Here is a 23404-nt window from a genome sequence, read left to right as displayed (position 1 = left end):
TCACTGCCCGAGGGCCCGCTCGCGCAGCCGAGCGATGGTGTCGTCGCCGAGTCCGGCGGCACGCAGCGGCGCGAGCGGGTCGCCGTGGCGCTCACGCAGACCGTCGAGCAGGATCCGCATCGAGGACTCCATCCCGCTGTTGAGCAGGCCGCCCATGCCGCCCGATCCGCCGGCGTCGGCCGGGTCGTACGCAATGTCGAGCGCCGCGAACATCGCGCTCATCACGGGCCGCGTGCGGTCAATGATCGCCACCATGTTTGCGCCCGTGCGCGCGTAGTCGGCGACGATCTCGGCGTCGCTCGCTCCGAGCGCGAGCAGCAGCACCGCGGCGAGCACCCCGGTGCGGTCCCGCCCGGCGGCGCAGTGGAACGCTGTGACGCCGGGGGCGTAAGCGATGATGTTCAGCGCGGTGACCAGCTGCGGTGCCGCGGTCTCCACCATGCCCGTGTACATCTCGCCCATGTGGGCGTGATCGAGCTGCGGCGCCTCCTTGGGCATGGTCGCGCCCACGTTCGCGATCAGCGGGACGTGATGGTACGCGAGCGGGTACCCGGCGAGAGGGCCGCGCCCCGTGATCCCCACCTCAAGCGGCGACCGCAGGTCGATGACCGCGGCGAGGCCGTCACGGACGAGACCTGCCGCGGCGGCCTCCGTGATCGTCGCGAGGTCGTCGGCGCGGATCGCGAGCCCCGGGCGGAGGCGGCCACCGGCGATCGCGACGCCGCCCAGGTCGCGCAGGTTGGCCGGAGCGCTGAGCGCGAGCTGAACAGCCGGGACGCTCGGTGCGGACGCCGCGGGCGCGGTGGCGGGTGCCGGGACGGTGGTGAGTGTGGCGTGTGTCATGTGATCTTCCTTCGGATGAGGGCGCTGCCCTGGTCGATCGCCGTGACCAGCACGACGATGCAGATGATGATGGCGCTGAGGTGGCCGTAGTCGTACATGCGCATCGCGGTCGTGAGTTCGAGACCGATGCCGCCGGCGCCGACGAGGCCGAGGATCGTGGCGCCCCGCACGTTGCCCTCGAAGAGCAGGAGCAAGTACGACACGAGCAGCGGCGCGGCCTGCGGCAGCACCCCGTACTGGATTACCTGACGCTTGGAGGCGCCGACCGCCTGCATGGCGACGATCGGCCCCTCGTCGACGGACTCCATTGCTTCCGCGAAGATCTTGCCGATCGAACCGATCGAGCCGAGGGTCATGGCGAGGATGCCGGCGAACGGGCCGAGGCCGACGGCGGAGACGAACATGAGCGCGAAGACCAGGTCCGGCACCGAGCGGATGATGTTCATCACCCAGCGCGCGGGGTAGTAGAGCCACCTCGGCGCGATGTTCGAGGCCGCCGCGAACGCGACGAACAGCGAGAGCACGGCGCCGAGCACGGTACCGACGATCGCCATCTGGAACGTCTCGATGAGCAGCTCGACGATCTTGCCAAACTTCGAGAAGTCCGGCGGGAACAGGCGGGAGACGAACTCCCCCATGTTCACGGTGCCCTCGCCGAGCTTCGCAAAGTTGAACTGGGCGCCGTTGAACGACCACACGAGCACGAGCAGCGCCACCGGGATCCCCAGCAGGAAGCGCGACCGGGGCACCGAGACCGCGCGTTCGAGGCGGGCCCGCTCGGCGGGGTCGAGGGCGGGCGGGGCCGCCGCGCCTGGCCGGGCCGGGCGCGCGGCGGGTTCGCCCGCGCGCACGCGATCAGGCGTCGTGGTGGGCATGCGCCGCCTCCCCCGCCGCGTCAGGATCCTCGTCCGCGCTCTCGTACAGCACCGCGAGGTCTCCGGCCGAGAGCGACGAGGTGCGCCCGGACACGAGCATCTCGCCGCCGCGCAGGCCGACGATCCGGTCGCTGTACTCGCGCGCCAGCGGGAGCACGTGCAGGCTGACGAGCACCGGGATGCCGTCTTCCACCGCGATCTCGCGCAGCAGCTCCAGGACCGAGCCGGCGAGCTTCGGATCGAGCGATGCGACGGGCTCGTCGGCGAGGATGATCCGCGGCCGCTGCATGAGCGCCCGCGCGATCGCGACGCGCTGCTGCTGCCCCCCGCTGAGCGACCGCGCCGGATCCTTCGCCTTGTGCGCGATCCCCACCCGGTCGAGCAGCGCAAGCGCCCGCTGCCGGTGCGCGGTGGAGAATCCCCCCACCAGGTTGATCGCGCCCGCCCCGTGCAGGGCGCCGGTGAGCACGTTGGTGAGCACGCTCAGGCGCGGGATCAGGTTGAACTGCTGAAACACCTGCCCCACCTCGGAGCGCAGGCCGCGCAGCTCGCCGCGGCCCAGGTTCGTGAGGTCGTGCCCGGCGACGCGCACCGATCCGGCGCTCACCGGGGCGAACCCCGTGAGGCTCTTCATCAGCGTCGACTTACCCGAGCCCGAGGCGCCAAGCAGCGCGACTATCTCCCCGGGGAACAGGTCGAGGTCGACCGCGTCGAGCACCGGGCGCTCATCGTAGGCCACGCGGAGACCGCGCACCGAGACGAGCGGGAGGGCCGTGCGCAGCTCAGCGGTGCTTATGCGCGGGGCGGTATTCACGGGCGGCGCGACTGGGGCAACCGGCTGGGCGACGACGCTCACTTGAGATCCTCAAGCTTCACGCCCGCCACCTCGGCGATGTCGGCGAACGACTCGAACACCGACGGCTTCGGCGCAATCTCAACGTCAAGGCCGATGAACGAGCTGTAGGCGGCGAGCGCCTCCGCGTTCTCCTCGGCGAACACCTTCGGGATCGCTTCCTCAAGCTGCGTGCGCGTGGCGTCGTCGAGGGACTGCCGCGCGAGCACGGTGCCCATCACGTCCATCGCCGGGCTCTCGCCGATCCCGCGCCACTCGCCCGCCGCGAACGGGAACATCGGAGCGCCCATCTCGGTGAGCATGATCGCGGTGCAGGCCGCGTCGACCTGCCCCTGCTCAAGCGCGGCGAAGCTGCCCTCGTGCCCGCCGGCAAAGATCGCCTCGTAGTCGGTGCCCTGCTCAAGGCCGGCCTCGTGCAGCATGTAGACCGGCATGAAGTAGCCGGAGCTCGACGCCTGATCGGCGAACGCGACCGTCTTGCCGCGCAGGTCCTCAAGGGTGGTGACCGGGGAGCCGTCGAGCACCACGCAGGTGGACACCGGCTCCTCGCTCCCCTTCCACGCGAGCAGCGCGTCGACCTCGCCGGTGTTCACGGCGAGCGCCGACGGGAAGCCGCTCATGATGCCGATGTCGACGTGGTCGGCGCGGATCGCCTCGACCACGCTCAGGTAGTCGGGCACGTCCGTGACCTCGACCTGGCGCCCGGTCTCAGCCTCCAGGAGCTCAACGAGCGCGTCGATCGGGTTCGCCTGCGTGGGATCGTCGGACACGGGCAGTGTGGCGATCGTGATGGGCGCGGTCGGGTCGACGACCGCGGCGGCGCTGTCGCCGGAAGCCGCGGTGTCTGCGGCCTGGCAGCCGGTGAGGGCGAGAGCGGCGATGCCGAGCATGCCAGCGACGGGGAGAGTGAGGCGGCGCATGGTGACCTTTCGAAGCGAGCGGTGGATCCCGGAATTTCGAGATCACCTGTATTCAAGCTCCGGAAGGTGTCCGGGAATTACGAGACCGCCGTACCGCGAACCGAACGCCCAGCGAACAGTGGGTGAACGCGGGCGCCGGCGGCAACGCACACGGCGCGCGGCGCCGGCCGGGCGTGAGACACGGGCCGGGCGCGGGCCGGCGGCGACGCCCTAGGCGTCCAGGTAGAAGGTGCTCTCCGGATCCTCAAGCACCCGCAGCGCCGCGGTCGCGTGCGCGCGCACCGCGGCGTCGCCGCTGCGCGTGGCCCGCTCCAGCAGCTGTTCAGATGCTTCCCCGAGCGCACCGAGCGCTCGCGCAAGGCTGCGCTGCACCTCGAACGACCCGCGGCCGAGCTCGGCGCCGAGCCTCGTGGCGAGCTCCTCCTCAGCCCCGTACGGGACGAGCACCACGGCGGCACGCCACGCGGTGCGCGCGACCTCGTCGTCTGCATCGTGGAGCAGCGCGTCGGTGACGTGCGGCCACGCGGCGGGGTCGCCAATCTTTGAGAGCGTGTGCAGCGCCTGGCTGCGCGCCAGCGGGACCGGCGAACTGAGCTGCGCGAGGACGAGGGGCAGCGCCGCGTCGGCCGGGTGCCGGTTGATCGCCCAGGTCAGCATCTCGCGCACCTGAAAATCTGGCTCCACCTCGCACCGGGCGACCAGGATCGCGAGGTCGCCGGGCTTCGGTGAGGTGCCCGCCCGCATCGCCGTCTGCAGGCGGTGCTGCGGATCGTCGGCGGCGAGCGCGAGTGCGAGTGCGGTGTCCGGCTGGGCGGGATCGTGCGGGTCCACGTGAGGTCCTCTCTTTAGAACCCACCGTAGCCGCTCCGCCCGCCACGGGCGCGCGACGGGGCGTGGCCCGCGGATCGCTTGAACCGCGGGCCACGGGCGGCCTAGGAGAGGTCGGTCACCACGACGCGCGCGATCTTCGGATCCTTCAGCGAGGCGTAGCCCTCGTTGATCTCCGAGAGCGAGATCTCCTTCGACACCAGCGAGTCGAGCTCGAAGCGTCCCTCAAGGTAGAGCTTCGCGAACAGCGGGATGTCGCGCTTGGCGGTGGTCGAGCCCATGTAGACGCCCTCGATCCGGCGCCGGTTGGTGAGCATATCGATCGACGACACCGGGATCGTGGCGCTCGGATCCAGCACACCGATGAGGAAGAGCCCGCCGCCCGGGGCGACCATCTTGAGACCCTGCTCGGTGACCGGGCCCACTCCCACGAAGTCGAACACGGCGTCGGCGCCGTTCCCCGTGATCGCGAGCACTTCGGCGACCGGATCGCTCGTCTTCGAGTTGATGACGTGCGTTGCGCCGAACTCCTTGGCGCGGTCCAGCTTGTCGTCGGCGATGTCGATCGCGATGATCGTGGCGGCCCCCGCCGTGATTGCGCCGTTGATGGCGTTGAGCCCCACGCCGCCGAGCCCGATCACCACGACGGTGTCGGAGGGCTGCACGTTGGCGGTGTTGAGCACCGCGCCCGCGCCGGTGACCACGCCGCAGCCGAGCAGCGCGGCCTGCGGCCACGGCATCTCCTCGGGCACTGCGGCGAGCTGGTTCTCGTGCACGAGCACCTGCTGCGCAAACCCGCCCAGCCCCATTCCCTGCGCGACCGGCGCGCCGTTCTCGGTGAGGCGCGGTGCCTCACCCTCCGCGCGCACCGTTGCGCCCGGGTTGAGGCAGAGGCTGACCTTGCCCTGCAGGCACTTGTCGCACGCGCCGCAGTACTGCACGAGGCAGCCGACCACGTGGTCGCCGACCGCGAACTGCGTGACGTCCGGGCCGAGCTGCGTCACGACGCCCGCGACCTCGTGGCCGAGCAGCATGGGCGGCGTGTAGCCGAGATCGTGGTTCGCGGCGAGTTCGTCAGAGTGGCACAGACCCGATGCCTTGACCTCGACCAGCACCTCGCGACCCACCGGGGCCGCAATGTCCACGTCCGCGATCTCAAACCCCTTGCCAAACTCGCGGACCAGTGATGCCTTCATGGTGTTCTCCTCTTATTCAATCCCCGTCGGTGGATCCGACGCTGGACAGTGACCCGCCGTAGAGCCAGGGCGGAAGCAGCGCAAACAGGTGCAGCGCGAGCGACTCCTCGTCGGTCGCGGCGGGATCGTTGAGCCAGTCGGCGAGGATCCCCGTCACCGCGTACGCGAAATAGCTCGCGACGAGCTCGGCCGCGATCCCCGGCGGCAGCGTTGCGGCGATCGAGATGTGCCGCAGCAGCGCGGCGCGAATCTCCGCGGCGGTGCCGCGCTGCGCGTCGGAGGTGCCGCCCAGCGCGAACACGGCGCGGTAGAGCTGCCGGTTCGCGCTGAAGTGCGCCACGAGGCGTCGGTTCGCCTGCAGCATCGCCTCGCTCGCGTTGGCACCGCGCTCGACCTCGGCCGCCGCGGCGATCTCATGGAATCGGGTCTGCTGCAGGTGCAGCGCGAAATCGCGCAGATCGGCGAAGTGTACGTAGAAGACGGAGCGACTCACCCCCGCCTCGCGGGTGAGCCCCGCAACAGAAAACGCCGCGCCGCTCGCGCCGAGCGCCTCCGCCGCGGCGTAGAGCTTCGCGTGGATTGCGGCGCTGCGGGGGTCGCTGGGCGTCACGGGTGCGGGCGGGCCGGCCGGGGCCGCCGGGGCTACGCCGGCCGAGCGGGCCGGGGTGCCCGGGGCCGCGCCACCTGATTTCGCCCGTGCGGATCCGGTGGGAGCTGAGATGCGTGCCGGATCTGCCATGCCATCAGGATACCTCTTTCATGGACAGGTGTCCATGAAGTGCGGGGGCGAGGTGCGTGCGGCGAGCACCCTAGGTCAATGCTCCGGAACACGGATCCGTCTCAGGTACCGCCAGGGGATTACACCAGGACGGCTGATTTAGCCCCAAAGCAAGTGGGCAGGGAGACGCGGCCCGTTGCAGTCTGCGCCTCCCCAAAGCATCGTGTCGGAATCTCGGCTCGAGCATAGATACCGACCAGCGTTGCTCGAGCACGGAGCCAGTGAACGACAGCACTGCGAACCCAAAGACACCGCAGAGACGCAACGGCTCACCCGTGTTTCGAATGTCAACGCAGGAGCATTGAGGCCAGCAGGGTCGCGCGACTCTATGAGCACACGAGTCACAACCTCGACAACACATCACAGGGCAGGCACAGTTCTGACTTTTCCCCGATGCCGCGATTTCCCGAGCAGAGAGCCAAACACCCCCACACGGGCAGCCGCGCAACACTCAGCATCACTCATCACTCTTCACTCAGGGACGCGAGCGCCGCCGAACTCTCTACCTGCTCGATTCTCATTGCATTGCATTGTCCGCTGACACCGCCCCAGGCCAGACCTCAATCGAGGCGACCACCAGATGCCCCCAGAAACAGTTCAGTAGCTATCTCCGAGAGCGAGCTTGCCACGCCTAAGATCCGACTCAGCCCAATTCCCCGAGACTTTGCGCACCGCTGAGCAGCGTCGAAGCGTCGCCCTTCCAGGACACCGCGAGCACGTCGCGAGCCCGACTCGCGGCGACGTAGAGCAGCGAGCGCTCGCGCAACAGGAGGTCGTTCGCTTCTTCCACGGCGAGCCTGTCGGTCAGCCAAGCCAGGGGCATAGAACTCAGAGACACGTCGAAGAGCAGCACGTGTGAGAACTCCATCCCCTTCGCGGTATTCATGGTGAGCACCACGGGTCGCGACTCGTTCCGTTTCGCGGCGGTCAACAGCACCGTTTCGACGCCCCGCTCGTCCATTCGCTGCCGAACGAGCTGCGCAGTCTTGTTCGTACGCACGAGAATCGCGACCGTCCCCGGATCGACACCCTGCTCATCCCACTCACGGAGCAGCTCCGCGGCCTGATCGTATTGCGCCGCATCGGTCGGCGCGGGACGCAGGACCGGCCGCGGGCCCAGCCTCGCGGAGCGATAGCCGTCGAGCCCTTCCTCCCCGGACTCGCTGTCTTGGTACTCCGCACCATCGAGCACCCCGAGCGCAAACCGGAGATTCTGCTCGGTTGTTCGATAGTTCAAAGTGAGGCGGCGCGAGCGTCCGACGATCCGGATCCCGTAGCGCGACAGGATCACCTGGTGGCCATAGATCCGCTGGTGGCTGTCCTCTGCAATGAACAAATCGTTCGGCCCCACGGGGACGATCGCGCGCAGCAGTTTCCAGTGCGACGGGGTGAGGTCCTGTCCCTCGTCCACCAGTACATGATCGGCGAGGCCCGATCCGTCACCGGCGACCGCACGTTCGCGCTCCAACCACGCGGCACCGATTTCGGCGACCTCGGCAAAGCTCAGCCGGCCCAGAGCTCGCGCGGTGTCCCGATAGTGCTGCACGATTGACCACACCTGAGCACGTTTTTTCCGGTCCAGTGCCACCCCGCGGCCCGGCCGGCGCACCGTGAGATACGCTTCCCGCGTGGTCAGCCGCTGCGGCAGGATCACCTGCAGATACTCTGCTTCGAAGAACGTCGGATGCAGGATTTCAGGGGGCAGCTCGGTGTCCACGTCTTGCACGGCTTCTTTCCACCCGTCACTGTTCGGACGGTAGGTCGCCCCGCGGTCCACACGGTGTCCAAGCACCTGCTGGGCGATATCACCGAAGTCGCCCATTGCGCGGTCGCGCACCGACGCGGCGAGGGCATCGATACCGCGCACCTGGACGCCCGCCTCTCCCAGCCGGTCCGTGAGGCTCACCTCGGGGTTCAACCGTTCGAGGTCCCGGCTCAGATTCGCGGCGAGAGCGCGGGTGAAGGTCGTGAGCAGGATCCGAGCTTGGGGATTTTGCTGCTGCAGATGATTCGCGCGGTGCAGGAGTACCACGGTCTTGCCCGTCCCAGCCCCGCCAGAAAGCCGGAAAGCCCCGTTGTAGGGCCGGGTCGCGTACTTTCGCTGCTCGGGGTGGAGGAACACACGCCACGCCGAGAAATCTTGCCCCTCGATGGCGCGGCGCAGCTCGTCGGCCCCGTCGATAGGGTTGAACTGCATCTGTGACGCCGGGTGGGCGAGCGAACGTACCAGTTCCTCGTCCTCGGTGCGTTCCGCGCCGTCGGCGGTGTTCTCAGGCTCAGCGTCCGCGCCAAAACCGAGATCCTGGCGGATTTTGTGTACCGCGTCGCCGACAGCGAGGCCGAGCAGCGCAGCGGACTGCCACTCGTTCTCCATCGTGTCCGCCAGCTGCAGGATGTCCTCGGCGGTCGCCGCAGCCATGAGCTGGGCTGCAAGCTGAGGCGTCAATCCCAGCTCGTCGACCAGGTCAGACTCCCGGTATTCACGCTCGACCAGCACCGGCGGAGCCGGAGCCCTTGTCGGTTCCGCAGGGTGTCCTGGCGTTGCGCGGTCCTGCGGAGCACGCAACGCCGGCTTCGGCGCACCCACGTCAATCAGCTCCGCGACGCCGTTGACGGGGTTCACGCGCAGCACGCGACTTTTCGCCCGCGCAATCGCCTCGTCGTGCTCCCACGTGCCCGCGTACACGTAGGTCTTCTCGGCTTCCCCGGTTTCGAGCAGGTACAGCACCGCGCGAAGTCCCAGGTCCACCCGCCCAGTACGGGCACGTTTATCTGCAGCCTGCACCATCTTTTCGATGTGTAGCCCGACGCTGGTGTCGTCTTCGGTGAGCTTCGTGAGAAAGCTGAGGATCTTCGCCCGCGCATCTTTCTCATGGTGCTGGTCCCGGACCTTGGTCATCACGATATTTGGCACTAGCGTTCCGTCCCTTCACACGCGGTCACAATGTCGTCAGGGTCGAGTCCGACCACCACCCATCCCAGGCTCACCAGTTCCTCGCGGTCTTCAGCAGAAAACTCTCCCGCGCAGACCTGCCGCTCGGGCCACGCGAGCAGCACAGGAATCCCGTCGCCCAGCTCGGCACCCACATCCGGCGTGGGGATGGTGCCGATCGCTGCGAGCGCGCGCAACAGCTGGCGCTCCGTCGTTTCTAGAGCATGCAGCTCAGCGAATTCCTCAGTCAGCAGGGGACGCCACTCGGGCGAGACCTCCCCGGTGGCTGGATCCGACGCCAAGTGATCCGAATGAGGCTGCCCGGCGACCGCGTCATCACGACGGGCGGCCAGCGCCGAGTACACCCCGATAACGGGTTGATGACTACCGTGGGTCACCCCGAGGACATTACTCAGGCGCAGCCACAAGCGCCACGAGTCGTCGAACTGGGCGGATCCAAGCGCGGCGTGCCGGTCGTCAAGTACCAGTGCCGAGGCGGTGCGGTTGGGGCTTCCCGATTGCAGCGTGCTGACGAACACCAGGGCCTCACGCCGCAGCTGCCAACCGACGGGTGCACCCTTGTGTGCCCGGAAGGCTTCCTGATCCGCAAGGCTCTCGAGCGCCGCAGAGCTCGAGTCCCCGGACACGGTGACGATTTCGCAACCACCGGAGGCAAGCAGGAGAGCGGCCAGGCCGGCCGCAACACGCTCCCACTTCCCGAGTGCCGCTCCCGGGTCTTGCACCCAGTCCATGAGCTGGTCGATGGGGTTCGCGGTGATGTGGTCCAGGGACCCGAGCGAAATCCCCAGAGTGCCCGTCACCTCGGTCGCGGCCTCCGCGGCGAACCAGTCGACGGGAGGCTCCGGGGTCCCGCTGTTCGCCCGTTCCAGGTCCTGCCAGCTGATCCCGAGGACCAGGTACCCCGCGTCGCGGAGCGCACGCCGCTTGAGTGCGTCGTCTGCAAGGCGATTGTGCGCCTGTGATGCGTGGTAGGCGAGCCCGTCGGTGAAGATCGCGATGCTGCGCGCGGAACCGCCCATGGCTTGCAGGACAAAGTCCGGACGCGAGCCGGCGACATCGACCTGTGGCTGGAGCTCCCACACAAAGGAACTCCCCGGCATGCTCACCTGAATGCGGTTGCCGCGGTCCCCAGCGATTTCCTTGACCGCGCCGCCCAAGGAGCGTGCGCGGTCCATGAAGACCTTTCGAAAGAGCTGCTCGAGCACGGATTCAGAGGACACGAGACCGGGATCACGGGCGGTCCAATCCCAGGGCACCACCGTCTCGGAACGGTCGTCCGCAATGCGGATCTGCAGCAGCGTCAGCAGGCTTCGCTCGGCGCTCGCCCGCGACACGAGTTTGTCCGCACCACCGGGCGCGTACGGCAGAATGCACAGGTGACACGCGGCGCGGTGTTCGGTGCGGCACGGGCAGGCCCGGATCACGCGCAGCGCGCTCTCGAGGATCTCGCGCACGCGCTCGGGGCGCGCCAGCTCCGCCAGGTATCCCGTACCGCCGGGCACGGAATCGTGCAGCAGCAGCGAGGGGATACTCTCCCCTCCGCTCTCCGGAACCGGGTCGGGGGCGGTGAGTACGCGAAGGTGGTCGGGGTCACCGCCGAGGGATTCTCGGAGCCCCAGCATGAGGGCGGCCACCAGGCTCGGGAGCGCGAGGCTGTCGCCCAGCGTGATGCTCGTGGGAAGCCGGAGGAGCACGCCCTGGGTGCGCAGTGTCCGGCTCAGGGCGATCTGCACTGCGTGTTCTTCGGTGGAGTCTCGGTGCGGGCACCACGGCCGGTGTTCCCGCCTACTGTTCTTCCGGGAGGAGGTATCGAGCTTGCCGCACGAGCGGCACACCCGAAACAGCGGTGCCGCGGTTTCCTCACCGGCGAGCATTCGCTGGGTGCTGAACCCTCCGAGCTTGCCCAGGTTGAGCCAGCGAACCGTCAGCCCGCGTAGGTATTTCACGCCAAATCCGGTCTCTGGGAGATACCACTCACGAAGCACCTCGGCGTCGTCGATGTCGGCGAGCACCGGCACCGAAAACTGCACGCGGGTGCGCTCGTCTCGGCGATCGCTGATGGTGGCTTCGTCTCGGCGCACCTCCGCAGAGACCTGCGTGAGCTCCACCACGTTCAGGCGCTGCGCCGAATCCGCAATCCCGCGAGCCCCGCAGCGCGGGCACTGCGCACCGAGTTCGGTGAGCAGGTGTTCGTGCGCGTACCCGCAGGCGGGGCAGAAGCTCCACTCGCTGATTGCCTCGCCGTCAACGCCGAGGTCGACCGCATCGATCTCGATCTCCATGCCCTGCGCGTAGAAGGTTGCCCCGGGCGCGAGCTCCTGAATTGCAACGGCGGCACCGCGGTCATAGTTCACACCCTCGTGCTGGAACTCCCGCGTCTCGGGGTCCACCCAGGAGAGCGCCACGTCCAGACGAACCGTGTCGTCCAGCAGGGTGTAATTGGGTAGTAGCCCGAAACGCTCGAGTGCGCTCACCCAGTGTTCGAGACGCTGGGCTTGGATGAGGCGCAGAATCATCCGGAGCGCAGCATTTGCCGAGCGCAGCGCCGATATGTCGTCCAGGGTCTTCGCGGGGCGGTCCGCTGCGTCTTCGAGCTCGCCCAGAGACGCCTGGATCTCGTCCCTCCGGAACCGGAGCCGGTCGCGCTCCGCTCCCCAACGCTCACCCGCACCACGCACCTCGCGGGCAAGCTCGCTACTCCCTGGCCCGCCCTGGGGGGTTGCCCAGCCGCGCAAACGCTCCTCCGCCTCAGGCTGCAGGTCCGCAAACTGAGCGAGGAACCGGTCGAGGTGCTCCGCGGCGCCGGTCTCCGCAGCAATCACAAGGTCGCCGAGAAAGCTGCCGGGGGCGACGGAACGCAGCACGTCCGGGGCGTGCTGCGGCGCACGCTCGAGTGCGGCCGCGCGTGCGTCGATCACCGACGCCAGGTACTGCCGCTGCAAGATCTCCTCCGCGTTGAGATACGCGGCCGGGGGGCGCACCTGCCCGTTGATCACGCTCAGCGGGTCGTGCACCTTCGGCAGTTGTTCCCCGCGGCCCGTCACGAAGGCGAGCGAGAGCGAGTTCCCGGTGAGTCGCCCCGCGCGTCCGACGCGCTGGAGGTAGGAGGCAACCGACCGTGGCAGGCCAGCCAGCATGACCGTGGAGAGATCACCGATGTCAATGCCCATCTCGAGCGTCGGGGTCGCGACCAGCACATTGGGCGCGTCCGGTTCCGCATCCGCCGCCTTAAACGCGTCTTCGTATCCAAGACGCACACGGTCCTCGAGGAGGCTGGTGTGCTCGCGTGCGACCACGCGCCGAATGTCACCGTCGATGTACAGTCGCCGATAGTAGTTGTCCGCCCCAGCGCTCGCTTCCAGCGTGCCCGGGCAGCGCGCCACCTGGCACGGGCCGTCCAGGAGCTGACCGAACACCTGCCGTGTGACCGTCACCTGGGTGCGGCAGAGTGAGCAAACCAGCAGATGACCGGTCGCGGTCCACGCAGCGGTGTCGATCGGCTCGACCACGATCTGATCTGGATTCAGCAGGTACGCGGTGGCGCCGGTCCCCCCGATGCTGGCCGCTTCGATCAGGCGCTGCTTCGCGAGCTCCGCGAGGAGCAGCTTTGAGAGCGTCGCGCCATCACCGGGGGTGACACGGAGCACCTTCTTCGCCCACAGCGCGAACCAGCTCTGGGAGGAGGTCACCACATCGAGGTGGGTGCGCTGGCTGTCCGAGCCCTCCCGGGCGCTCCCGCCGACGCGGGGAAAGCCCGGTGCCTCACGCCCCTTCGGAAACGCCGGCATGCCCTCTCCACGTGGCCGGCCGCCCCAGACCTGCCACCGCGAACCGTCGTGTTGGATATAACTATCGAACCAGGGGTGCGCGATCGCGCCCCGCTCGCGCATTCGTTCGAGCACGCCGCGCACCCAGCGCACCACGGTCTCGCTGCGGAGCTGCGGCGGTTCGTCGTCGTCCAGCGTCGCGGAGCGGGTGAAGCCCTCGAGCACGGTACGCGCGACAGCCTCGAGCGAGGTCGGTGGGCCCGCGTCGACCTGCGCCGCGACGCTACCCGTCATTTCCAGGGTGCGCCCAACCCGGGACTGCAGCCCGAACTCCATCGCGAGGTCGAAGAGCAGGCGCTTCTTCACCAGCCGCATTGTCGCGGGCGGGACGCGCCGCAGCGTCTCCTGCGCCCAGAACGGCCGGAAGGCCTCCCGCTCGGGAAGCTCGGGCGCGAGCAGCCGATACCGCCGAAACGCATCATCCCCGGCCTGGGCGAGGAGCTGGTCGAGTACGGTCTCCAGCGTCGCGGCGTCCGTCCCGATCGCGTCACGAATCGCGTTGCGCAAGCTGAACACGTGTGAGCGACTCTGCACGAATCCAGCGCGGTGCGCCGCATCCTGCACGCTGTCGGTGAAGACGAGCGCCTTCTTCTCGGCACTGTCGAGCGCGGCGTCCCCAAACACCGTGGTCACCGCGACCGACAGCGTGGTCGCGATCGCACTGCCGAGGAAGCGAACGCCGTCGATTTTGCCGCAGGAGGGGCACTCGTCGTCCCGCGAACGATCGTCCGCGTGTTCTCCGCCGAGTGCGAGCACCGGCAGTACGTTGCCCTGCTGCACGTCGGGTCCGTTCAGGTCCGGTGTCTCGGCGAGCAGCTTCCGCTCCGCCGGCCAGAACCACCGCAGCCCCTCGACCTCCTCGGGTGCGAGACTCGTGTCCGCCGGGTGTGCATAGTCCGCCTCCTGCGGGGCAAACAACAGAGCGCGGAATCGCCCGTCCCCACCGAGGTGGTTCTTACGGATCGCCGTGTCGTCAGTGTCGAGATCTGTACCGGTAGGGGCCAGCTGCACGCCCCACCCGCTGCGCCCGCAGTGTCGGCAGTAGAGCGCCGGAAACTGCGGTCTCCCCTCGGCTTCAAACGGGTCAATGACCTCGGTCTCCTCGGCCGGGCCGTCATCGTCCCACACAAAGCGGGGCTCGGGTGCCGCGAAGCGGTTCACGCGGGTCAGCGCCCGGGTCCACAGGTGCAGATCCACCGAGAGCGCCGCCCGCCCGGCGGCGGCCCGCACCTGGCTGAGCGCGGCGAGCACGTGGCTCACGAAGCCCTGTGCGAGTTCGTCCCGGTCGTCTTCCCCCGTCAGGTCTCCGAGCTGTCGCGACAGCAGTCGGTCCGCGAGGTCTTGCACCGCGACCGACTGCTCCGCGTCTTCGGCAAGCTGCCGCACGATCGAGTGACCGCGGCTCAGTACTGCGCCGAACTCGGCGGACCCGTTCTCGGCATCGGCATCAAGCAGACGCGCGTGCTCCGCTGTCCAACCCGCGTAGAGGGTGCCCCACACCAGCGTCCCCAGCCCGTCAAGCGACGGACTCGCCGCGATGGCCTCGGCCGCTTTATTCAGTTTTCGCACGTCCGCGACCGTCAGGGGCCGCTCCCGCAGTCCGTGCGCGGCGATCTGGGTGGCACCGTCGCCGGCCCACTCCGAGACCGAGGTGCGTGTCTCCGTGACCACCGCGTCTGCGGCAAAGGTCTCACCGAACACCGTGTGAGCAAAATCGAGCATCGCCGCGGGGTCGCCCTTATCGCCGAGCGTCGCCGAGGTGGCCACGGGTGTGAGCAGCCCCAGCGGTCGGGCTCGCGCCGCACCGTCAATATCGGGGTCCGCATCAGGCCAGTGCCGCTTGAGCGCGAGCCCGAGCCGCCGCAGCAGCATCGCTACATCTGTGCCCTGAGCCCCGTCGTAGGTGTGAAATTCGTCGAGCACCAGGTAGCGCAAGCTCGTCGCGCTCTGCACCCAGAGCTGCTGGTCCTGGGTCCGCAGCAGCAGCTGGTCGAGCATCTTGTAGTTGGTGAGCAGGATATCCGGGGCCTCCTCGCGGATCACCGCCCGGTCGGTGATCAAGCCGGCCTCGCTCACCCGAGAGCGCTCCGGGCCCGCCTGCCCGGTGAACAGGGCGGCACGGATCCCCCCGAGTGCGGCCGAGCCCGTGATGAGCTCCGTCAAACGCCGCGCCTGGTCGTTTGCCAGCGCGTTCATGGGGTACAGGATCAGCGCCTTCATGCCGCGCTCGCCCGCACGTTTGGCGCGCAGCACGTGGTCCAGGATCGGCGCGAGGAAGGCCTCCGTCTTGCCCGATCCTGTCCCCGTGGTGACCAGGGTCGGCAGCGGCCGCGGCTTCTCGGCGCTGAGGTTCGCGCTGCTCAGCCGAGCAAACGCCTGCGCCTGATGCCCATACGGCGGGTGCCCCTCGTACCACTCCAGCTCCTCGCGCCAGCCGTCCGCGGCAGGCTGGAACGGGGTGCGCAGCCGCACGTACGGGCCCCGGAAAATCCCCCGCTCCGGGTGGGTGAGGAAGCGTTCAAGCTCCTCCCGTTCTGGCCGACTCGACAGCGCGAATGCCGTGCCCAGGTAGTGGATCAGCCCCGCACGGATCCCGTCAGCCTGGGTGCTGGGCAGCAGCGCGCTCACGAGCGTTCCTCCAGGACCCGCTCAAAGTGCGCGTACGCCTGCCGCATGTCGGCCTCCCGGTCCAGGGTAATAAACGGGAGCTCGTAGACGTACGTGTAGCCGCTCGCGTTCGTCTCGGTCCGCTCCATCTCCGTGATTGCGTCGCCGCGCTTCTTCCAGATTGCGAGCACCCCCTTGGGGACCAATCGCCCATTTGCGTCGTAGAAATACGCGTTGCGGTCGTAGCCATACAGCACCGGGAACTGGGTGCGGTAGATGGTGCAGAGTTCGTCGGCCGTGACTCCTAATCGCAGGGCGACAATGGCGTCAATCTCGACGAGAGCCTGGTATCGATCAGAATCGCGACGCAATGGTGTATCCATGCCCCAAGGTCCAGTTCTCGAAAGCAAAGACTGACGTCCCAAGTATTCGATACCGCCAGCCCAATCAGTGCAGGTTGAGCCGCGTTTCAGTGCACCGTGCAATGCACCGTACTCCTGCGTCAGCGAGTTCAGCAAAGACGCCCGGAGGCTCAGCTCCAGACCCAGCGGTGCGCCCGTTGGATGCGCAAGCCGCATAATCGTCTTCGCAGTGATCGTAGATTTCGGGGCAGATCGAATCAGGAAGTCGTTAAGTAGGCTGCTCAGGCTCCCAGAAAGCTCAAGAAGCTCTGCATGCTTTCCCGCTTTGAAACCGAGCGCGGTTACCGCGTTAATCTGTGCAGCACCCGGCGGGATGATCGCTGGAATCAGGGTACGCTCGCCAGTGTTTGCCGCCATGTTTCGCCAGGCGATCCGGTAGTGGTCGCGCGCCGGCACCCGGTCGTCGCCCCAGTGGGTGTACGCCGCGTCGTAGCGTTGCCGTTCGGCAGCTGGCTTGTAGGCCGTCACCGGGAGCGCATCCGGGGCCAAGGTTTCGAGATCGACCGCTGACCAGTCAGAGTTATTCCGCATGGTCGAGTTCGGAGCCTTATAGAACGGATTCCCGACAAACAGGTGGGGGCCCTGCAAAATCGCTTCGTCCCAGGAATCGGCTGGGCCCCAGCGCTTCTCAAAGAACCCGGCCTTAAAATCTGTGGTTTCGTTCCACCCCTGCGAGGTCTCTAAAGGAAGCTGCCCGAGTCGAGGGGCTTTCGAGAGTTTATCGAGAACCTGAGCGGTGGCCTCATTTACGGCGTACACCATGCGTGTGTTTGCTGGCGGCACGGTTGCTCCCTCAAGAATCGCGTGCCACGTCCTAAGCGTGTCCTCGGTCACTCGAATAATCCGGTTCCTATGCGGCGACTGGTCCCAGTTCCCGCTGCCGTCTTTGAGGCCTGGCTCTGCACCTTCGCCGGAGTGGGCATAGGAGCGCGTAACGGTTTCCGGGTGATACAACGAGGTGGCCATGTCGAACCCGACTACGGATTCGGCCCCGTAGATATGCACTCCATATGAAACAAGGTGGTGAATCTCAAACAGGCTGAGTTCGTTGATGAATTGCCAGTGCCGTCGTAGTTTCCGATAGGTTGAACCGCGCAGCAGCCCAGCGTTCTCGTCCGTGAAGTGGGTCTCCGGGTGGATGAGCCCAACGATTCCCGATGTCGCATTGTTACGCCAGGTCTGCTCCATGAAGCAGCGATAGAGATCCGGTCGAAGCCCCGACAGCATCGGGAATCTGGTGACGTGGGAAACGGATTCTCGGGTCCCGATGACGCCAGTGAGATCATCCAGGAACGCACGCTCGGCGGCACCCTCTGCGAGCGTCTGCTGCTTTCGAGACGTCGCTTCTTCCATAGCAGGTTTGGGATTCAAAGCCCACCACACATCGTGTTCGGCGAGCGAAGCTGTCTCGTCGAAGTCCGGCCGCACCCAGGGCGGGTTGCCCACCTGCAGGTCGAAGCCGCCGCGGGCGAACACGGTCGCGAAGTCGAGCTCCCAGTGGAAGAAGCCCTGCTGCGCCGCGATCCGCTCGGTGACGGCGAGCCACGGGTGCTCCCGCAGCGCCTGCGGAATTGATGAGGCGGCTGCGAACGCGAGGTCGTCAATCTCCAGGTCGTTCAATTCTTCCCAGCCGCTGGCCTCCGTGGCGAGGGTGGTTTGGCCGTGTTTGGCCGCGGCACCGCTGATCTCAGTGTGTTCGCCGAGCAGGGCCCGCAGACCGGCCAGCCACTCGTCCATGCTCGGGGGCGAGACCCGGTCGGTGAGGGTGTCCGTGAGCGGCCAGAACCAGAGCGCGTTCCACGCATCCATAACCCGGCGCAGCCGCTGATACGCCCCGGCCGGCTCGCCCAGCTTGCGCTCGATCTCTTCCCGGGTCACGGCGCGTGCGCCGTCTACCCTGGCTTGCTCGGCCTGCCCCCAGAGCGGGATCGCGCGGCGCACCTCGTCCTCGGCGATCTCGAGCCGGCGCAGCGACAGCTGCCAGAGCTTTTCGACGCGAGAGCTGAGGTTGCGCAGCTGCTTCAGCTGCTTCGGCGTGGGCTTCACCGCGGTGGAACGCTGCCACGCGGCAAGCGCCTTGGCGGCGTCCGGGGCCAGCACTTTCGCCTCCTTCGCGCCAGCTGCGCTCCCCCAGCCGGCCGCCGGGAGGAGGAAGTGGTGCACGGCCCCGGAGGTCCCGCTGCTGAGTCGGCCGGAGGCCAGGTTCTCGGCGAGCTCGGCCACTGGCACGTCTCGGGGGACGGCCTTCAGCCAGCTCTTGGTCTCGATCTGTTGCATCGAGTAGACTGCCCGCCGCGCACCGATCAGCGAGTTGCCACGCTTCAGGTGGAGCCCGAACCAGGGGGCGTTCAGCCCCGCGACCATCGTGTCGAGCCAGAGCGAGATCTCGGCGAGCTCGACCGCGGTCGAGTTCAGGTCCACGCCGTACACCTGGTGCAGCGCGAGCGAGGCCTTCACGCGCTGCAGCTCCTGCGGGTAGTTGTCGGGGTCGACTCGCTGCCCCGTCTCCTCCTGCTTGCGGCTCAGGTACTCCGCGGCGAGCTGGCGCACCGCCTCAATGGCGAATGCGCCGGAGCCCAGCGCGGGCTCGCAGATACGCAGCGTGAGGATATCGTCGGCAGCCGTCGTCTGGCCGTCCTGATCGAGGAGCTCAGCGAGCGCCTGCGACACGGTGAAACGGGTGAGTACCTCGGGCGTGTAGTAGGACGCCGACTGCTGACGCTCCCGCCCCGCGAGCCGGTAGACGAAGCTGCCGACCGGGTGCAGCACGGGACGCTCCTCACCCGTGTCAGGCTCCCGCTCGCGGACAAAGTCATTCGGCTCGATATCGTGGGACCTGGCCACGGGCACCACCCACGATCCCTTGCCGGAGTCCCCGCCCTTTGCCACCTCGTAGAGATCCGTCTCGGCGAAGAACCCGGAGTACGACATGAGGCCCTCGTAGACGGATCCCAGCTGGTTGATCCCGAGGTTTGCGTAGCTAATGTAGCCGCGGTCGCTGCCCGATTTCTGCTTCGTGAGGAGCAGATTCGTGAGCACGCGCTGCAGCTGGCTGTCACCCAGTCCGACCTCGTCGATCAATGCGACCGCGGCCGGGCGAAAGAGGTCTGCGCGGAGGCTGTGGAAGGTCAGGCCCTCGTCGCTCGTCGCGTCCTCGTCGGTCTCGGGGTGGTACCCCTGTTCGACCAGCCGGAACAGCAGGCCAAGCGATTCGTACAGGTGGGTGCCCTGTGCGGCACCGTGGCTGAGCTCAACCTGCAGCAGCTCGCGGAGCCGGTCGAGACTGTAGCCCTCTTCGTAGGTGCTCGCCTGCGCCGGGAGTACGCCCAGCTCCGGGGAGGCCTCGGCAAACAGCAGGAACAGGATTCGATACAGGTAGCGCAGGGTTTGGGTGGCGAGCACCGGTGCCTGGTCTGCCGGGAGCGGTGCCAGTCCGAGCTCCCGCCGGCGCGCGACAACCTCGTTCGCGAGAATCTCGATCGACTCACGCACGCCGTCCCGGAGGTCCTGGGACACCCCGACGGTGTGCTTGATCGACTCTTCGAGTACGCGGGCCCACCAGGTCTCGCCGTCCGCCCGCGGGAGCAGTGCTTCCGCGCTCACGCAGGCGATGAGGCGGTCGAGCTCGCCCGCGCGCTTCGTCTCGTTGCGGTCGAGTGCCAGCTGCAGATCAATCCCGAGGTAGCGCCCCTCCGCCCAGCGCTCGCGCTCCGCCAGCAGCATGCGGCCGCCCGCAAACACCAGCGCGAACGCCGGGGCGTCGTCGGCGACGAACAGGTGGGAGAGCAGCCGGGAGACCGACTCGATCGGGTGGTTCTCGTCATCTTCCGGGTGGTACGGCTCCCGAAGGGTCGGCTCGTGCTTTTCGAGCAGTTCATCGACGGCGGCCACGGGCCGCGCCTCGATCAGCGCGAGTGCGGGGAGTTCTTCGCCCGCGGGACTCAGCAACCGCAGCGGCCCCGAGACACGTTCGCTCGCTCCGCCGCCGGCGTAGCCCAGTGCCATGCGAAGCGGCTCGTAGACCGACTCCACCACCGCCTGCGCCCCGGCCCCCTCCTCAAGCAGCGCGAGCTCCCGCACCAGCCGCTCGCGGACACCGAGCACCGACTGGCGCACGGAGGCGAGCCCCTCGTCGGCGTGGCCATCCCATTCTTTGCGGCGTGACAGCACCTCGGCACCGAACGACTGCGACTTAGCGTCCGTCGTGAAGAAGTGCTCGCTGATCCAGTCCTCACCGATAATGAACGCGTCAGACACTTAGATCTCCTCCCCGGCGGGGCCCGCCGGAACCACAACCAGCAGGGGGCGCACGAGTGTTTGGCGCGGACGCATCGACTCGGCGAGTTCCTGTTCCTCGGCGACGGTGACGCGTCGGCTGCGCAAGCCGTGCAGCTGAGTAAGCGTGGCCGCGGTGTCCTGCCACGCGTCGACACGAGCCGACCACTCGCTGACCCGCGCATTCACGTCGTCGGCCGCTGCGCGCGCGAGGACCCCCATGTGCTGGCCCGCGCTGTGCACGGCGGGCGCGATCAGTCGCTGAATCGCAGGAGACGGGGCGGTGGTGCCACGGTTGACGAGCGGCCCGTCAAGCCCGCAGGCGGCGAGTGCGGCGCGCGCGTTCTCGTACACCTGGATCATGCCGTAGGTCGACGCGTCGGGATCGTGGTACTCGACGGTCATGAAAGAGGCGGCAACGGTGCGGCCGCGGCCGTCAGTCAGGGTGCCCACGAGCAGCACGGTGACGGCGTCCACATCAGCCTGCACGGAGAACACCTCGTTGCGGCCCAGGCGTCCGAGCGCGCGGTCTGCCGCCCAGTCGAGCACCGGGTGCAGTGGCCCGAGGAAGTGCGCCTCAGGCCAGAGCGAGTGCTCCGCCGGGTTGTGGATCGCCTCGAGCAGCACAGCGCGTGCGCGACGCTCCGTCACCGCCAGCTGGAGTTTCTCGCGCACCCGTCGTTCGCTGAGGTAGCTCTGTGGCAGGACGCTGAGCCGCTGCATCAGATCTGGACGCGGGGCCAGCGAGACCGTGCCGTGCGCAAGTTGCTCCGTCCAGCTAACACCCCCGCCACCATCGCTTTGCGCACGCGTTCCGGGATCCGCGTACACCTCGATCAGCGCCTCACGGAGGAAATCGACGCGTGCCCCGAACAGGCCGGTCTCAGCCGCAGCGCCACCGTCCAGCGGCAATGTAAGCGTCTCCGCGTCTTCCCCCGGTTCGACGCGCGTTGCTCCCGTTTCGTGAGCGACAGCACCGCCACCGGCCGCAAGGCGCGCCAGAAGCCCGGCAACGCTGTCTTGGCTCGCAATCGACTCGTCGATCGTCGGCACGATGTCTTCGACGTCGGTTCCGCGGGCGAGCTCCCGCATGATTGCGTCTTCCTCGGCCGCAACACTGTGCTTACCCAATAGCCATGCTGCGTCCCGAAGGGCTTTATGAGACTCATGCTCTCGTTTAACAAGTCGTTTGAACACGCGCAGGTCACCCGAGAAATGCTCATTACTGAGTTTAAGTAGCACCGTGGTGATTTGGGGGCGATGCCGCTGCCCATACCGGTCGATCCGACCATTGCGCTGCTGGATCCGAATCAGGCTCCACGGAATATCGAAGTGGACCAGTTCGTGGCACTGCGAGTGCAGGTTGACGCCCTCCGAGGCCACGTCTCCGGTGATCAAGACCCGGATCTCCGACGATTGCTGTTTGAAGCTCTCGACAATCTCCTGTTGCTCGACGTCACTCAGCCCGCCGTGCAGCACCGCGACCTGCCCGTCTTTGAGCTTCAGCTCCGTTTGCACGCGCTCGCGCAGCCATTTCAGAGTCGCGACGCGTTCGGAGAAGACCACCACGCGCTCCGGCGAGGTGCGCCCAATCTTGATCTGCTTCAGGTAGCGCAGCAGCTCAGCGAGTTTTGCTGAGGGCTCGGCGAGCGCGCGCTCCGCGAGGGATTCCAGCCGGTCCAGGGCGGCGCGCTCCCGACGCTGTTCGTGGGAGAGGGTCTCCCCCAAGCGCTTCCGCCGCTCCACGACCGTCTCCAGGAGCGCAACCGGGGAGGACAGAAACGCCTTGGCCAGGGTCCAGGGGAACAGCCCCGAGTTCTCCCCAGAGTACGGGGACCCTGTTTCGCCCGGGTAGAGCCAAACACTCGCTAGCTCCTCCGCCACCGCATTCTCCGCTGGCGACGCGGGCACGAGCAGGTGCTGCGGTTTGAGTCGCTCTGCCCAGTCCGCCCCCACTTCCCGGGCGACCTCGGGGCTGTACCGGTGGCGGCGAATGATGAGTCGCCGGGCTTCCTCCTCGATGATCTCGCCCTCCGGGGTCACCGCGGTGGGCTCGAGCAGACGAATGAGTTCGGCGAAGGACTCCGCTTTCCCGTTGTGTGGGGTCGCTGAGGCGAGGATCAGCGCCTCGGTGTTGGGCGCGAGCGTCTTCGCGAGCCGGTTATTGAGCGTCTTCCCGGTGATGTTGTGCGACTCATCAATCACCACAGCGTCCCACCGCTGCTTCGCGAGGTGCGAACGGTACTTTTCCTGTTTCAGGGTGTCGATGGAAATGATCGCCCGCTTGAACATACTGAACGGGTTGCGCGTGGCCGGTAACTGCTGCCGCACGCGCTGGATCCCTACCGAGTCGAGCCGCACAAAAGGCAGCGCAAACCGGGTCCACATCTCGTGCTGCATCTGCTCGAGCACGTGCCGAGGCGTGACGATCAGAATGCGCTCGCCGCGCCCCCGGCGCACGAGTTCCGAGAGAATCATTCCGATCTCAATGGTCTTGCCCAACCCCACGGCGTCGGCGAGCAGAATGCGGGGCCGCAGCATTTCCGGGCTCAGCGCTTGGCGCACCGCCGCCCGCTGATACCCGAGCGAATCCGTCAGCATCTGGGTTGACACCGTCAACGCGTCAGAGCCCAGCGGTACCGGGGTCTTCCGGAGCGTCGCTTCCAACCACAGCTTCGCGCGCCGGTACCCGGGGGAATCATCCGCGACCACCCGCGCCTCAGCAGGCTCCAGCGGCTCGATCCGATCAAGCCCCGAATAGAACGACGCGGTGGTGTCCCGCACGAGCTCAGACAGTCCTTGAACATGAACCAACTGCCCAGCAGCGCTCGGCTCCACGGCGGTGACCAACCACTCCATGTCTCGAACGACCACAATCGAGCCGGGTGCAACCGGACGCTTTGCCGCGTTCGAGTCAACCGGTGAATTCTGCGTCATAGTGCAGGAGTCCTTTCCGCGGGCCATCACCTGCCAAACTATCGAGGTTTCGCGCGCGAAGAAAACAAAACCCTAACCGCAGAGCAAAAC

11 protein-coding genes are annotated in these 23404 nt (G+C 67.5%); all 11 read right to left on the bottom strand.

All coding sequences use genetic code 11. The features are described from left to right. The 11 genes from EV139_RS02980 to EV139_RS02930 all read right to left on the bottom strand — a co-directional run bounded on the left by EV139_RS02980 (position 1) and on the right by EV139_RS02930 (position 23314). Entirely contained in the window at positions 1-843 is an 843-nt protein-coding gene (locus EV139_RS02980) for a tyrosine-protein phosphatase (RefSeq protein WP_130452802.1), read from the bottom strand. After that, positions 840-1718, bottom strand: coding sequence for a phosphonate ABC transporter, permease protein PhnE (gene phnE, locus EV139_RS02975; RefSeq protein ID WP_130452801.1), 879 nt, complete (start codon positions 1716-1718; stop codon positions 840-842). The genes EV139_RS02980 and phnE overlap by 4 nt, the downstream gene beginning before the upstream one ends. Next, a complete protein-coding gene (locus tag EV139_RS02970; RefSeq protein ID WP_241988948.1) occupies positions 1699-2574 on the bottom strand; it encodes a phosphonate ABC transporter ATP-binding protein in 876 nt (291 codons plus the stop codon). Before EV139_RS02970 ends, phnE begins: the two co-directional genes overlap by 20 nt. Next, the gene (gene phnD, locus EV139_RS02965) at positions 2571-3491 is read right to left on the bottom strand and encodes a phosphate/phosphite/phosphonate ABC transporter substrate-binding protein (RefSeq protein WP_130452800.1); all 921 of its coding nucleotides are present in this window, start codon (positions 3489-3491) and stop codon (positions 2571-2573) included. The genes EV139_RS02970 and phnD overlap by 4 nt, the downstream gene beginning before the upstream one ends. Before the next feature lie 210 nt (positions 3492-3701). Continuing rightward, complete coding sequence (locus EV139_RS02960) at positions 3702-4322, bottom strand: HEAT repeat domain-containing protein (RefSeq protein WP_241988947.1); 621 nt, start codon at positions 4320-4322, stop codon at positions 3702-3704. Between the two features lie 101 nt (positions 4323-4423). Further along, positions 4424-5515 carry a zinc-binding dehydrogenase gene (locus EV139_RS02955; RefSeq protein ID WP_130452799.1) on the bottom strand — a complete coding sequence of 364 codons (1092 nt, stop codon included), beginning with the start codon at positions 5513-5515 and terminating at the stop codon, positions 4424-4426. Between the two features lie 16 nt (positions 5516-5531). Then, entirely contained in the window at positions 5532-6254 is a 723-nt protein-coding gene (locus EV139_RS02950; protein ID WP_130452798.1) for a TetR/AcrR family transcriptional regulator, read from the bottom strand. 682 nt (positions 6255-6936) lie between these two features. Then, entirely contained in the window at positions 6937-9207 is a 2271-nt protein-coding gene (locus tag EV139_RS02945) for a UvrD-helicase domain-containing protein (RefSeq protein ID WP_198677423.1), read from the bottom strand. Then, positions 9207-15701, bottom strand: a complete 6495-nt coding sequence (locus EV139_RS02940) for a DEAD/DEAH box helicase (protein WP_130452797.1) — start codon at positions 15699-15701, stop codon at positions 9207-9209. Before EV139_RS02940 ends, EV139_RS02945 begins: the two co-directional genes overlap by 1 nt. Continuing rightward, positions 15698-20359, bottom strand: a complete 4662-nt coding sequence (locus EV139_RS02935; protein WP_237465817.1) for an Eco57I restriction-modification methylase domain-containing protein — start codon at positions 20357-20359, stop codon at positions 15698-15700. Before EV139_RS02935 ends, EV139_RS02940 begins: the two co-directional genes overlap by 4 nt. Then, the gene (locus tag EV139_RS02930) at positions 20360-23314 is read right to left on the bottom strand and encodes a DEAD/DEAH box helicase (protein WP_237465819.1); all 2955 of its coding nucleotides are present in this window, start codon (positions 23312-23314) and stop codon (positions 20360-20362) included. It lies immediately after the preceding gene. Positions 23315-23404: the final 90 nt, after the last annotated feature.

The organism is Leucobacter luti (assembly GCF_004217175.1).
GTDB classification, from domain to species: Bacteria; Actinomycetota; Actinomycetes; order Actinomycetales; family Microbacteriaceae; genus Leucobacter; species Leucobacter luti.
This window is presented reverse-complemented; position numbering and strand designations above follow the sequence as displayed.

Bases quoted from the DNA above. Each gene is read 5' to 3' on its own strand.
- EV139_RS02955 (WP_130452799.1), bottom strand. From the start codon at position 5,515: ATGAAGGCATCACTGGTCCGCGAGTTTGGCAAGGGGTTTGAGATCGCG.
- EV139_RS02930 (WP_237465819.1), bottom strand. From the start codon at position 23,314: ATGACGCAGAATTCACCGGTTGACTCGAACGCGGCAAAGCGTCCGGTT.
- EV139_RS02980 (WP_130452802.1), bottom strand. From the start codon at position 843: ATGACACACGCCACACTCACCACCGTCCCGGCACCCGCCACCGCGCCC.
- phnE (WP_130452801.1), bottom strand. From the start codon at position 1,718: ATGCCCACCACGACGCCTGATCGCGTGCGCGCGGGCGAACCCGCCGCG.
- EV139_RS02950 (WP_130452798.1), bottom strand. From the start codon at position 6,254: ATGGCAGATCCGGCACGCATCTCAGCTCCCACCGGATCCGCACGGGCG.
- phnD (WP_130452800.1), bottom strand. From the start codon at position 3,491: ATGCGCCGCCTCACTCTCCCCGTCGCTGGCATGCTCGGCATCGCCGCT.